12 protein-coding genes are annotated in these 13,042 nt (G+C 65.4%); 9 read left to right on the top strand and 3 right to left on the bottom strand.

Going from position 1 to position 13,042, the window contains the following annotated elements:
• Window positions 1-29 precede the first annotated feature (29 nt).
• Window positions 30-566 carry a DUF1697 domain-containing protein gene (locus NXY83_RS12275; protein ID WP_258802503.1) on the bottom strand — a complete coding sequence of 179 codons (537 nt, stop codon included), beginning with the start codon at window positions 564-566 and terminating at the stop codon, window positions 30-32.
• Window positions 567-603: 37 nt separating this feature from the next.
• Window positions 604-1,323 (bottom strand): IclR family transcriptional regulator, encoded by a 720-nt coding sequence (locus NXY83_RS12270; RefSeq protein WP_009356552.1) that lies wholly within the window; start codon window positions 1,321-1,323, stop codon window positions 604-606.
• 113 nt (window positions 1,324-1,436) lie between these two features.
• Between NXY83_RS12270 and leuC the strand changes: the two genes are divergently transcribed.
• From leuC to NXY83_RS12240, 6 genes are all read left to right on the top strand, one after another.
• The gene (gene leuC, locus NXY83_RS12265) at window positions 1,437-2,891 is read left to right on the top strand and encodes a 3-isopropylmalate dehydratase large subunit (protein WP_258802502.1); all 1,455 of its coding nucleotides are present in this window, start codon (window positions 1,437-1,439) and stop codon (window positions 2,889-2,891) included.
• Between the two features lie 8 nt (window positions 2,892-2,899).
• Window positions 2,900-3,502, top strand: a complete 603-nt coding sequence (gene leuD / locus NXY83_RS12260; RefSeq protein WP_258802501.1) for a 3-isopropylmalate dehydratase small subunit — start codon at window positions 2,900-2,902, stop codon at window positions 3,500-3,502.
• A 148-nt stretch (window positions 3,503-3,650) separates the two neighbouring features.
• Complete coding sequence (gene murA / locus NXY83_RS12255; protein WP_258802500.1) at window positions 3,651-4,976, top strand: UDP-N-acetylglucosamine 1-carboxyvinyltransferase; 1,326 nt, start codon at window positions 3,651-3,653, stop codon at window positions 4,974-4,976.
• Between the two features lie 11 nt (window positions 4,977-4,987).
• On the top strand, window positions 4,988-5,767 hold the full coding sequence (locus NXY83_RS12250) for a lysophospholipid acyltransferase family protein (RefSeq protein WP_258802499.1): 780 nt from the start codon (window positions 4,988-4,990) through the stop codon (window positions 5,765-5,767).
• A gap of 14 nt (window positions 5,768-5,781) precedes the next feature.
• Complete coding sequence (locus NXY83_RS12245; protein WP_258806204.1) at window positions 5,782-6,816, top strand: NAD(P)H-dependent glycerol-3-phosphate dehydrogenase; 1,035 nt, start codon at window positions 5,782-5,784, stop codon at window positions 6,814-6,816.
• A gap of 2 nt (window positions 6,817-6,818) precedes the next feature.
• Window positions 6,819-7,958, top strand: coding sequence for a D-alanine--D-alanine ligase family protein (locus NXY83_RS12240; RefSeq protein WP_258802498.1), 1,140 nt, complete (start codon window positions 6,819-6,821; stop codon window positions 7,956-7,958).
• A 71-nt stretch (window positions 7,959-8,029) separates the two neighbouring features.
• On the opposite strand, the gene NXY83_RS12235 is transcribed toward NXY83_RS12240, so the two are convergent.
• A complete protein-coding gene (locus NXY83_RS12235) occupies window positions 8,030-8,533 on the bottom strand; it encodes a DUF3515 domain-containing protein (protein ID WP_258802497.1) in 504 nt (167 codons plus the stop codon).
• A gap of 260 nt (window positions 8,534-8,793) precedes the next feature.
• On the opposite strand from NXY83_RS12235, the gene thiL reads away from it, so the two are divergent.
• Genes thiL through NXY83_RS12220 form a run of 3 tightly spaced genes read left to right on the top strand, consistent with a single transcriptional unit; the run spans window position 8,794 to window position 13,016 of the window.
• Window positions 8,794-9,744: a thiamine-phosphate kinase gene (gene thiL / locus NXY83_RS12230; protein ID WP_258806203.1), complete on the top strand. Its 951-nt coding sequence runs from the start codon at window positions 8,794-8,796 to the stop codon at window positions 9,742-9,744.
• Between the two features lie 22 nt (window positions 9,745-9,766).
• Entirely contained in the window at window positions 9,767-10,753 is a 987-nt protein-coding gene (locus NXY83_RS12225) for a DAK2 domain-containing protein (protein WP_258802496.1), read from the top strand.
• Window positions 10,743-13,016 carry an ATP-dependent DNA helicase RecG gene (locus tag NXY83_RS12220; RefSeq protein ID WP_258802495.1) on the top strand — a complete coding sequence of 758 codons (2,274 nt, stop codon included), beginning with the start codon at window positions 10,743-10,745 and terminating at the stop codon, window positions 13,014-13,016. The genes NXY83_RS12225 and NXY83_RS12220 overlap by 11 nt, the downstream gene beginning before the upstream one ends.
• Window positions 13,017-13,042 lie beyond the last annotated feature (26 nt).

The raw sequence follows: 13,042 nt of genomic DNA, 5'->3' as shown, positions 1-13,042 counted from the left end.
CCGGCTACGGGTGCCTGCGTGCCGCCTGCTTAGGGGGCAGCAGCGGCGTCACGGACTTTGATCAGGGTCCGCAGATTGCGGGTTGTGGTGGCTGCCTTGAACTTTGCCTTGGCGGAAACCCTGCTGAAAGGGCTGTCCAGTGTTCCGCCGGCCGGTGCCAGCCATGCCAGTGCCTCGGGTCCCAGCCGCTTTTGTGCAGCGCCCTCGAGGGCTGCCCCGGCCGCATCCAGCTCATCAAGCACCGCTGCGTCCGAGGACAGTGTGATGTAGGTGTGGGTGGACTTGTTGTCTTCCGGATACGGGCATGCGGCCACCAGCTCCGCCACCCTGCCGGCGTCCAGGACCACTACCCAGGCTTCGTAGCCAAAGGCGCTTCGGAGGCACTGTTCACATTCCTGTTTGACGGCAGCGGCGTCAAGGGTGCTGGTAAGCACCACGTTTCCGCTGGCAAGGAGAGTCCTGGCATCCGCAAAACCGCAGGCCTTCAGCGCTTCCTTGAGGTCCGCCATCCTGATATTGATGCCGCCCACGTTGATGCCGCGAAGAAACACTGCGTAGCTGCCCATGGCCACAGCTTAGTTCCCGGGCCGTCGGCTGATGCCGTCAGTCGTTGTTCTTGCGGAGGGCTTCGGTAAGGATCCGGCCGGCGTTGCAGACCACCTCGGCGTGCAGCCTGCCGGGCTGGCGGGTGAGGCGCTCGATGGGCCCGGAAATCGAGACGGCGGCGATCACGCGGCCGGACGGGCCGCGCACCGGTGCCGAGACGGAGGCGACCCCCGGCTCGCGTTCGCCGAGGCTCTGGCCCCAGCCCCGCCGTCGTACGCCTGCCAGGACAGTGGGCGTGAAGCGCGCGGACTGCAGGCCTTCAAGCAGGCGGTCGTGGTCCTCCCACGCGAGCAGTACCTGCGCCGCCGAACCTGCCTTCATGGACAGCTGGGTGCCTACGGGAATTGTGTCGCGCAGGCCGATGGGACGCTCGGCGGATGCCACGCAGACGCGCCAGTCGCCCTGGCGGCGGAAGATCTGTGCGCTCTCGCCTGTAGCGTCGCGCAACTGCATAAGGACCGGTCCTGCGGAGGCAATCAAACGGTCCTCGCCGGCGGCCGATGCCAGCTCCACCAGCCGGCTGCCCAGCACGAACCGCCCCTGGATATCGCGGCTGACCAGGCGGTGATGAACCAATGCCAGTGCGAGGCGATGGACAGTGGGCCGGGCCAGGCCGGTTGCCGCCACCAGCTGCGCCAGGGTGGTGGGGCCGGCCTCAAGTGCATCAAGCACCTGGGCCGCTTTATCAATGACACCGACTCCACTAGAATTGTCCATGTAATGATATTGCCGTCTCATTATCTGAGATGCAAATCTTTCCGCTGGCGCAGGATGGAGCCATCCTGATTCAGTTAAACCAATCAGCCAAACAGCAGTGAAGGGAGATGGCCATGGCAAAGACATTGGCCGAGAAAGTCTGGGACGCACATGTGGTGCGCAAAGGCGATGGCGAAGGTGCCAATGCCCAGCCCGACCTTCTTTTCATCGACCTTCACCTGGTCCACGAGGTCACGTCCCCGCAGGCATTCGAAGGGCTGCGCCTGGCGGGGCGCAAGCTCCGCCGTCCTGACCTGACCATCGCCACGGAGGACCACAACACTCCGACGCTGGACATCGATAAGCCTATCGCCGACCTGACCAGCCGAACCCAGATCCAGACGCTGCGCAACAACTGCGCCGAGTTCGGCGTCCGGCTGCACAGCCTGGGCGACGCCGAACAGGGCATCGTGCACGTCGTCGGTCCGCAGCTGGGACTCACCCAACCGGGCATGACAGTGGTCTGCGGCGACTCCCACACGTCCACGCACGGAGCCTTCGGGGCGTTGGCCATGGGGATCGGTACCTCTGAGGTGGAGCACGTCATGGCTACCCAGACGCTGTCGCTGAAGCCGTTTAAGACCATGGCCATCAACGTCGAGGGGACGCTTCGTCCCGGCGTCACGGCCAAGGACATCATCCTGGCCGTCATTGCCAAGATCGGCACCGGCGGCGGCCAGGGCTACGTGCTCGAATACCGCGGCTCGGCGATCCGTGCTTTGTCGATGGAAGCCCGGATGACCATCTGCAACATGTCCATCGAGGCCGGCGCCCGCGCGGGAATGGTTGCACCCGACGACACCACCTACGCGTACATGCAGGGCCGCCCGCATGCCCCCGAGGGTGCTGAGTGGGATGCCGCCGTCGAGTACTGGAACACCCTGCGCACCGACGACGACGCCACCTTCGACGCCGAAGTGGACCTCGACGCCAACACCCTGGAGCCGTTCGTCACCTGGGGCACCAACCCCGGCCAGGGTGTCTCGCTGTCCCAGTCCGTGCCGTCACCGGAGGACTTCGGCGACGAGAACGCCAAGGCCGCCGCTGAGCGGGCCCTGCAGTACATGGGACTTGAGGCAGGGACCCCCATGAAGGACATCCGCGTGGACACCGTCTTCCTGGGTTCCTGCACCAACTCCCGCATGGAAGACCTGCGCGCCGCTGCGGATATTGTCCGCGGGCGCCAAAAGGACCCGAACATCCGGATGCTGGTGGTCCCCGGCTCCGCGCGCGTCCGCCTCGAAGCCGAGGCCGAGGGCCTGGACAAGGTCTTCAAGGATTTCGGCGCGGAGTGGCGTTTCGCCGGCTGTTCCATGTGCCTGGGCATGAACCCGGACCAGCTGGACGTGGGGGAGCGCTGCGCCTCCACCTCCAACCGCAACTTTGAAGGACGCCAGGGCAAGGGCGGCCGCACCCACCTGGTCTCCCCGGTGGTGGCAGCGGCCACGGCCGTCCGCGGCACGCTCAGCTCGCCGTCCGACCTTGAGCCGGCGCCCGAACCCGCAGCCATCCGCACCGACGCAGCCTAGGACACACCATGGAAAAGTTCACCAAGCACACAGGCATCGGCGTCCCGCTTCGCCAGAGCAACGTTGACACGGACCAGATCATCCCCGCGGTCTACCTCAAGCGGATCACCCGCACCGGCTTCGAAGACGCACTGTTCTCCGCCTGGCGCAAGGACCCTTCCTTCATCCTGAACCAGGAACCCTACAACACCGGTTCTGTCCTGGTGGCAGGACCGGACTTCGGCACCGGCTCGTCGCGGGAACACGCGGTGTGGGCGCTGAAGGACTACGGCTTCAAAGCCGTCCTTTCATCGCGCTTTGCCGATATCTTCCGCGGCAACTCCGGCAAGCAGGGACTCCTTGCGGCCCAGGTTGCACAGGATGACATCGAACTGATCTGGAAAGAGCTCGAAAACGCTCCCGGCACCGAAGTCACGGTGGACCTGGAATCCAAGACGGTGGTGTGCGGCAATATCGTTGCACCGTTCGAAATCGACGACTACACGCGGTGGCGCCTGCTGGAAGGCCTGGATGACATCGGCCTCACCCTGCAGCACGAGGCGGATATCACGGCCTACGAAGCCACGCGCCCTGCTTTCAAGCCGAAAACCCTGCCGGCACGGCTTTCCTAGCCCCCGTTCAAGCAGCATTCCGGCCGGCGCGGGCCCGCCACACCCTGCCTGCCGGGCCCGCGTATTTCGGTTCGGTAACACGACCTCCTATGCTTGGTTGGAGCCTCTGCAAGGATTTGGGGGCGAGTAATCGTGAGGAAACCGGTATATGAGTAGTGTTCTGACAATCCGCGGCGGAGTCCCGCTTACAGGCCGCGTCAGCGTCCGCGGGGCAAAGAATCTGGTCCCCAAGGCCATGGTGGCAGCGTTGCTGGGCAACGAACCGTCGGTGTTGCGGAACGTTCCGGAGATCAAGGACGTGGAGGTGGTCACCTCCCTCCTGCAGCTGCACGGCGTCACCGTGGTCAAGGACCCGGTCAATGGTGACCTCACGCTCGATCCCAAGGCTGCCAAGACGGCGCCGAGTACCGCCATCGATGCACACGCGGGTGACTCGCGGATTCCCATCCTTCTCTGCGGGCCGTTGATCCACGCTATCGGGGAGGCGTTCATCCCCGACCTTGGCGGCTGCAAGATCGGCGACCGCCCCATCGACTACCACCTGGACGTCCTGCGCCAGTTCGGCGCAGTCGTGGAAAAGCGCCCCGGTGGAATCCACATCTCCGCACCCAAGGGACTTCATGGCGCCAAGATCTCCCTGCCATACCCGTCCGTTGGGGCCACCGAGCAGGTGCTGCTGAGCGCCACCCGCGCCGAGGGCATCACCGAACTCTCCGGTGCCGCCACCGAACCGGAGATCATCGACCTCATCGCTGTGCTGCAGAAGATGGGCGCCATCATCAGCGTCCAGACGGACCGCACCATCCGGATCGAAGGTGTCCGCGACCTCGGCGGCTACAACCACAGGGCTCTCTCGGACCGCAACGAATCGGCGTCGTGGGCGTCCGCTGCCCTGGTCACCCGTGGCGACATTTTCGTCGAGGGTGCTTCGCAGCGGGACATGATGACTTTCCTCAACACCTACCGCAAGGTGGGCGGCGGGATGGATATCGGTGAGGACGGCATCCGCTTCTACCACCGCGGCGGAAAGCTCAACCCGCTGGTCCTGGAAACGGACGTGCACCCCGGCTTCATGACGGACTGGCAGCAGCCGCTCGTCGTGGCGCTCACCCAGGCTGAAGGCGTCTCGATCGTCCATGAAACGGTCTACGAAAACCGCTTCGGCTTTACCGACGCCCTGATCCGGATGGGTGCCAGCATCCAGGTCCACCGCGAATGCCTGGGCAGCGTCCCGTGCCGGTTCGGCCAGCGGAACTTCCTGCATTCGGCAGTGATTTCCGGACCCACCCAGCTCAAGGGAACCGATATCGACGTGCCTGACCTCCGCGGCGGATTCAGCCACCTGATCGCCGCCCTGGCAGCCACCGGAACGTCACGCGTGACGGGCATCGACATCATCAACCGCGGATACGAGCGTTTCACCGAAAAGCTTGCCGGACTCGGTGCCGACTTCGACATCACCACTGCAAAGTAGCGGGACGGACCGTGAAGGAATCGGCCAAGAGCCGCGCAACCCTGGCAGTGGTCGCCGCGATAGTTCGCCCACTGTTTAACCTGATGATGGACAAAAAGTGGGAAGGCACTGAAAAGCTGCCTGCCGGAGGCTTCATCGCCGCACCCAACCACTGCACCGAGATCGACCCCCTGATCATCGGCCACATCCTCTACAACCACAAGCGTGCTCCGCACTTCCTGGCAAAATCAGGGCTCTTCAAGGTTCCGGTCCTGGGCTGGGTCCTGCGGGCCACCAAGCAGATCCCCGTGGAGCGTTCGACGGCGGGAGCGAACCGCTCCCTCCAGCTCGCCCAGGAAATCGTGGCCGAGGGCGGGGCAATCATCATCTATCCGGAGGGCACGCTGACGCGTGACCCCGATATGTGGCCCATGAAGGGACACACCGGGGCAGCACGGCTTGCCCTTGAGGGCGGGATTCCGGTGGTTCCCATCGCACACTGGGGAGCCCACGAGGTCTTCCCGCGTTACGGCAAGCGGTTCCACCTGTTCCCGCGCAAGAAATCAAGGGTAGTGGTCGGTGAGCCTGTTGATCTCAGCGAGTTCAGGGGCCGCCCCCTGGACAAGGCCACGCTGAGCGGGGCCACCGACGCGATCATGGATGCCATCACCAACCTCCTTTCGGAGATCAGGGGAGAGCAGCCGCCGGCGGAACGTTGGGATCCTGCGCGGAAGCAGCAGGCAAAACACGGGCGCGTCGTGGAGCGCGGACCGAAAAAGCAGCAGCCCGGCAACGGAGCGGATGCTCTGTGACCTCTGACGGAAACATGACGGGTTCCGCCCGTTCCGTCGCCGTGCTCGGCGCGGGGTCCTGGGGCACCACCTTCGCAAAGATCCTTGCTGACGCCGCCATCGCCGCCGATTCCCCGCGCGCCATCAGGGTGTGGGGCCGGCGTGGTGAAGTAGTGGAGCAAATCAACAGCATCCACCGCAACGTGCAGTACCTGAAAGACATAGCGCTCCCGGAGAACATCACGGCGTCCACTGACGTCCACGAGGTACTCAACGGCGCTGACCTGGTGGTCCTGGCGGTACCGGCCCAATCGCTGCGGCCGCAACTGCGGGAGTGGAAGGACATGATCGCTCCCGGTGCCGTCGTCGTGTCCCTGATGAAGGGACTGGAACTCGGCACTGATGCCCGCATGAGCGAGGTCATCAGCGAGGAACTCCACCTTCCTGCTGAACGGATCGCCGTCGTCTCCGGCCCAAACCTGGCGATGGAAATCGCCAGGGAAGAGCCCACAGCCTCCGTGGTGGCGTGCGCGGATTCAGCCGTTGCCGGCTGGCTCGCAAGGAGCTGCACGGCACCGTATTTCCGGCCGTACACCACCTCAGACGTAGTGGGCGTCGAAATCGGCGGAATTGTCAAGAACGTTATTGCGCTGGCAGTCGGCATCTGCGAGGGCAAGCAGATGGGCGATAACACCAAGGCCTCCGTTATCACCCGCGGACTCGCGGAAACCTCCCGTCTTGCGCTGGCGCTGGGCGGAAACGTGAAAACCATGGCCGGGCTCGCCGGCCTCGGCGACCTGGTGGCAACGTGCTCCTCGCCGCTGTCCCGGAACCACACCGCCGGGCGCCTGCTTGGCCAAGGCCTTACGCTGGAGGAAGTGGGCCAGAAAATGACCCAGACTGCCGAAGGCATCAAGTCCGGGCAGGCCGTGCACGAACTGGCAGGCAAGCTGGGCGTGGACATGCCCATCACGGCCGCCGTCGTGGCGGTGCTGGCAGGCAAGCTGTCCGTTGACCAACTGGGACCAGTCCTGCTGTCCCGGGAACTGAAACCTGAAGGCGATTACTGACGATGTCCCACGACAACCTGACTGCAGGAGCCCCGGCGAAGCCCCGGGTAGCCATACTTTTCGGGGGCCGTTCCAGTGAACACGCCGTGAGCTGCGTGACCGCGGCCGGGGTGCTCGGCGCCATCAACAAAGACAAATACGACGTGATTCCCATCGGGATTGCCAAATCAGGACAGTGGGTGCTCGCCTCCACCGACACCGCACAGTGGTCCCTCGCTGCATCATCCCTCCCGGAAGTGGCACCGTCATCCGACACCGTGACCCTGGCCGAAATCAGCGGGCAACACCAGCTGATCGTGGCGTCACCGAATGAAGTCCCGCGGGAACTGGGAACCGTGGACGTGGTCTTCCCGCTGCTTCACGGACCGTTCGGTGAAGACGGCACCATCCAGGGGCTCCTGGAGCTTTCGGACACGCGATATGTGGGAGCCGGGGTCCTGGCCTCCGCAGTGGGCATGGATAAGCACTTCATGAAGGTGGTTTTTGAGGCTGCCGGACTCCACGTTGGTCCATACATTGCAGTCACCGACCGGCAGTGGCGCAAGGATCCGGAAGCCGTCCGGAAGCACGTGGACCTGCTCGGATTCCCCGTTTTCGTCAAGCCGGCACGGGCCGGATCGTCGATGGGAATCTCCAAGGTGGACTCCCTCGAACAACTGGACGCCGCCATCGAGGAAGCGCGCCGGCACGACCTCAAGCTGGTCATCGAAGCCGGAATCGTGGGCCGCGAGATCGAATGCGCAGTGCTGGAAGGCCGGGGTACCGACGCTCCCAGGACATCCATGCCGGGCGAAATTTCCGTGGCCGGGGGCAGCCACGAGTTCTACGACTTCAACGCAAAGTACGTCGAGGATGACGCCGCAGCCCTGAGCTGCCCTGCGGACATCCCGGAGGAAGCCATCGCCAGGGTCCGTGAGCTGGCGGCGGCCGCCTTTGATGCCGTGGGTGCCGAAGGCCTGAGCAGGGTGGACTTCTTCTACACGCCCGACGGCGAACTCATCATTAACGAGATCAACACCATGCCCGGTTTCACCCCCAAGAGCATGTATCCGCAGATGTGGGCCGCGTCCGGGCTGGACTACGCCGACCTGATCGATGAGCTCATCTACCTCGCACTGCACCGGAAGACCGGACTGCGCTAGTCCCCACCGGCACCCTGACCTCGCTCCGCTTCGGTCAGGGAACCCTGCCGGCGTGGGCCCACCACCGGCACTTACTGGCTCTGGGGCAGGTTCTGGAGCTCTTCCTGGCCCACGCAATTCCGGGCAGCCGGTACTTTGCCGGCTGCCACAGCGAGGTCAGCCAGCACAGTAGCTGAACTGATCTTGTTCGGGTCCATCAGGATCTCTGTCGCCGGTTCCCGCCCGTAGGTGGTGAGGGTCCATACGGGGTCACCTTCCTTGATGACCCAGTCGATCCCGTTGACTGTCACGCAGCGGTCCGTCGTCGGTCCCGGCACGTTCACGCCGCAGCGAAGGATGACCAGGGACGGATCACCCCAGGCGGCGGTGGCCTGGCTGTTTGTCTTCCGCAGGCGGGCATCTCCGATGGCATCCGGCAGTGCCACCATCATGGGTGCACAGGCAGGATTCGCCGCGTCCCTGGCAGCCGTCACGTCCACGGGGGGAGAGCATGCGGCCAGGGGAAGAACGCCCAGGGCCCCGATCAGCGCCATCCTGGCGGCATGGGCGGGCAGGGAAAGCTGGGGACGGTGCATCACTCAAGCCTATCGCCGTCGTTGCCGGCTGCCGGACCAGCCCGCAACCCGAAATCCCCAATGTCGGTGCCGCGCTGTAGCGTAGAGCCGTGCCAGAAAAGCCCATAAACAGCAGCGAGCCGACCCGCGCCGACGAGATCCAATCCGTCAGGTCCGGCCCTGGCGGGACCAGCGCCGACCGTCTTCGCGGCGGCGGTCAGCAAGCCGTGGCTGCCCTCTCCGAAGCGGAACTGCTGGCCCGGATCTTTCCGCGGCTTTCCATGGGAGGTGCCCACTCCGCAGCTACGCTCCTGGGGCCCGGGGACGACGCTGCCGTGGTGGCTGCCCCGGACGGGAAAACCGTCATCAGCATTGATACCCAGGTCCAGGACCAGGACTTCCGCCTCCAATGGTCCAACGGCTACCGCACCACCGGCTTTGACGTGGGATGGAAAGCAGCCGCCCAAAACCTCAGTGACATCAACGCCATGGGTGCCACTGCAACGTCCATGGTTGTAAGCCTCACCCTGCCGCCGGACACCACTGTCGGCTGGGTTGAAGAACTGGCCGACGGCCTGACCGCGGGCATCAGGGAGCTGGGCGCGGATGGCTGCTCGGTGGCCGGAGGCGACCTGGGCCGCGGCCGCGAAATCTCTGTCACAGTGGCCGTGTTGGGCACCCTCGACGGCGGAGAAGCGGTCCTGCGCTCCGGTGCCCGGCCGGGTGACGTCCTGGCGCTGGCCGGCACTGCCGGCCATGCCGCCGCAGGCCTGGCCCTTCTCGAATCCCAGGTGGACGTGGACCTCCTCAGCCCGGAGCAGCGCGTATTCCTGGACCTGCAATGCAGGCCGCGGCCGCCGCTTGGGGCGGGTCCCGCAGCGAGGGCAGGCGGCGCCACGGCCATGCTGGACGTTTCGGACGGCCTGCTTCGCGACGGCAAGCGGCTGGCAGTTGCCAGCAATGCAGCCATTGATCTCGACCCCGCGCAGTTGGCGCGGGCGGCGGCGGTCCTGCGGCCGGCCGCGGAGTTGCTCGGGGTTGATGCAGCAGGGTGGGTGCTGGGCGGCGGAGAGGACCATGGGCTGCTCGCCACTTTCCCGTCCGGCTTTCAGCTGCCTCCCGGATTCACTGCGATAGGCTCGATACAAGCACTGGGAATCGACGAAAGCCCGGGCGTCAAGATTGCGGGCCGGTCCGCGGACACCGGGGGATGGGATCACTTTGCACACTAAGGTTGCCGCCAACGCGCAAGCGATGAAGAGGTGGTTGGGCAAGGCTGAAACGGCCCTGGGGAACCACAGCGACCGCCTGAATGCCATCAATATCTTCCCGGTGGCGGATGGGGACACAGGAACGAACCTTTACCTGACTGTGCGCGCGGCAGCCCGCTCCCTGGCCGCGAACGGAGACCAGCCCGTCCAGATGGACGTCGGCGCCGTGCTGGCCACTGCCGGGCAGGCCGCCCTTGAAGAAGCAAGGGGAAATTCCGGGACCCTGTTCTCCGTGTTCCTGTGCGCCGCAGCCGAGCCGCTGGCGGGCCATACCCGGCTGACGTCAACACTGTTGGCCGCGGCGCTGAACCGGGCCCAGATCCGTGCCTGGTCTGCCCTTAGCGATCCTGTGCCGGGCACCATGCTTTCGGTCATGGAAGCTGCAGCACGTGCAGCGGCGGCTGTGGACGCGGGGCAGAACGGCGACGACAGCAACCACGCCCTTGGGCTTGCCCTGGACGCCGCCGTTGAGGCGGCGCTTACCGCCGTCATCCACACAGAGGACCAGCTTGCTGCCCTGACCAACGCGCATGTGGTGGACGCGGGCGGCGTGGGGATGCTCCTGATCCTTGACTGCCTCCGCTCCGCTGTCCTGGGCGAAGAACTGCAGAGCGAACTTCTCGACGGTCTCCACGGCTATGACGTCGCCGATCCGCACATCCACACCGACATGCCGGATGACGACGGCGTGGAGGTCATGTGCACCATCAACCTTTCCCCACTGAACGCCGCAACGCTCCGGCAACGGCTGGATGAGATCGGTGAATCCGTCATCATGAGCCAGGTGGGGAGCGGGCCCGATGGGGACGGCAACTACCGATGGCGGGTGCACGTCCATGTTCCCGATCCGGATCCTGCCGTCGCCATCATACGGTCCCTGGGTGAGCCCTCCCAGATCAGCATCAGCGAACTGGCGCTGCCCCGGGATCCGGGCACGGATGCAGTGAACTCCAGTGGGCATGAACGCTGAGCTGGATCTGGGGCTGGAACGCAGGATCGGCAAGCGTTCCGCCGCCGTCATCGAAAAGCATCTGGGCATCACCACGGTGGAAGGGCTCCTTAATTACTTTCCCCGGCGCTACCTGACCCGTGGGGAACTGACGCCGATCAGCGAAATCCCGCGCGATGAGGAGGTCACCCTGATCGCGCGCGTGCTGTCCAGCAGCACCCGCACCATGCGGGCACGCCGAGGCAGCATCACCGACGTCGTGGTTTCGGACGACGACGGAAAGACGGGCCTCCGCGTAGTCGGCGGCACGGACTACCGCGGCAAGGTCCCCGGTACGCTCAAGATCAGCTTTTTCAACGGGTACCGGGCGAAAGCCGAACTGCTGCCGGGACGCCGCGCCCTCTTCTCAGGCAAAGTCACCACCTTCAACGGAGCACTGGGCTTAACGAACCCCGACTACCACGTCCTGGACGATGATCCGTTCAGCGACGGGGGCCAGGATCCGGAAAAGCTGGCCGCCATGCCCATCCCGGTGTACCCGGCCACCGCTAAGCTTCCCAGCTGGAAAATCCAGCAGGTCATTGCAACCCTGCTCGAAACGGTGGACCTCGCCTCGCTGCCGGACCCGGTCCCGCCATCAGTAGCCCAACGCGAAAAGTTCCTGCCGCTCGCCGAGGCATACCGGCTTATCCATGCACCGGAAACCGCTGTGGACTGGAAGCGGTCCCGGGACCGCCTCCGCTACCACGAAGCCCTGGTGCTCCAGTCCGCCTTGGCCCGGCGCCGGGCCCAGCTTGCTGCGGAAGAAGCCACGGCGCGGCGTCCCGCAGCCGGCGGCGTCCAGGCCGCTTTCGACAAAAGCCTCCCCTTCACGCTCACGGACGGGCAGGCCGCCATCGGGAAAACACTCGCTGCGGAGCTGGCCCGGGACACTCCCATGAACCGGCTGCTGCAGGGCGAAGTGGGCTCCGGCAAGACGGTAGTGGCGCTGCGGGCCATGTTGCAGGTGGTTGATGCCGGGGGACAGGCCGCACTCCTGGCTCCCACGGAAGTCCTTGCCGCGCAGCACTACGATTCCATCCGCCGCACCCTCGGACCACTGTCCCGGGATGGACTGCTCGGCGGGCTTGGCGGGTCGGACGGCGCGTCCGTCCAGGTCACGCTGCTGACCGGATCCATGCCCACGGCGGCGCGCAGGCAAGCCATGCTGGACGCCGCGTCCGGGACCGCCGGCATTGTCATCGGCACCCATGCACTGCTCAGCGACAATGTGTCGTTTTACGATCTCGGCCTGATTGTTGTGGACGAGCAGCACCGGTTCGGCGTTGAGCAGCGCGACGCGCTTCGCGCCAAAGCCCGGAAACCGCCGCACCTGCTGGTCATGACCGCCACGCCCATTCCCCGCACCGTCGCCATGACCGTGTTCGGTGACCTTGAAACGTCCACTCTCGACGAGCTGCCGAAAGGCAGGGCGCCCATCACCACGCACCTCGTGGGGCTCTCGGAGAACCCGGCCTGGGCCGGGCGCATCTGGGCCCGCGCGCGCGAGGAGGTTGACGCCGGCCACCAGGTGTACGTCGTCTGCCCGAAAATCGGCACGGACGACGACGGCGACTTCAGTCCGGGGGAAGCGGAACCGCCGGGACTCGAGTCAGACGACGCCGCACGCGAACTCGCATCGGTGACGTCCGTCGTCGAGCATTTGATGGGTGAGCCATCCCTCTCCGGCGTCCCGCTCGCTCCCCTCCACGGGCGCCAGGAAACCGAGCTGAAAGCAGCCACCATGGCAGGGTTCGTGGCCAACACCATCAAGCTGCTGGTCTCCACCACCGTGATCGAGGTGGGGGTGGACGTGCACAACGCAACGCTCATGGTGATCCTGGATGCCGATCGGTTTGGCATCTCCCAGCTGCACCAGCTCCGGGGAAGGGTGGGCCGCGGCGGGTTGCCCGGAACGTGCCTGCTTGTTACGGCACTCGAGCCGGAGCATCCCAGCCGCCGCAGGCTGGAGGCGGTGGCCGCGACCACCGACGGGTTCGTCCTCTCGCAGGAGGACCTGAAGCTGCGACGGGAGGGTGACATCCTGGGAGCCTCCCAGTCCGGCGGGCGTTCCACCCTGAAGCTGCTGCGCGTCCTGGAGCACGAAGAGGTTATCGCGCGGGCCCGGGAGGATGCGCAGGACATTGTTGGACGGGATCCTTTCCTGTCCGGCCACCCGGAACTCGCGGACGCCATCGACAAGTACCTCAACCCCGAAAAGGAGGCGTTCCTTGAACGCGGTTAAGAAGGACGCCGCAGTGTGCGGCCGTG

Origin of the sequence: Pseudarthrobacter sp. NS4, assembly GCF_024758005.1 — a bacterium.
Classification (GTDB): Bacteria; Actinomycetota; Actinomycetes; order Actinomycetales; family Micrococcaceae; genus Arthrobacter.
Note: the sequence above shows the minus strand (reverse complement) of the source record. Positions and strands in the feature narration are given on the sequence as shown.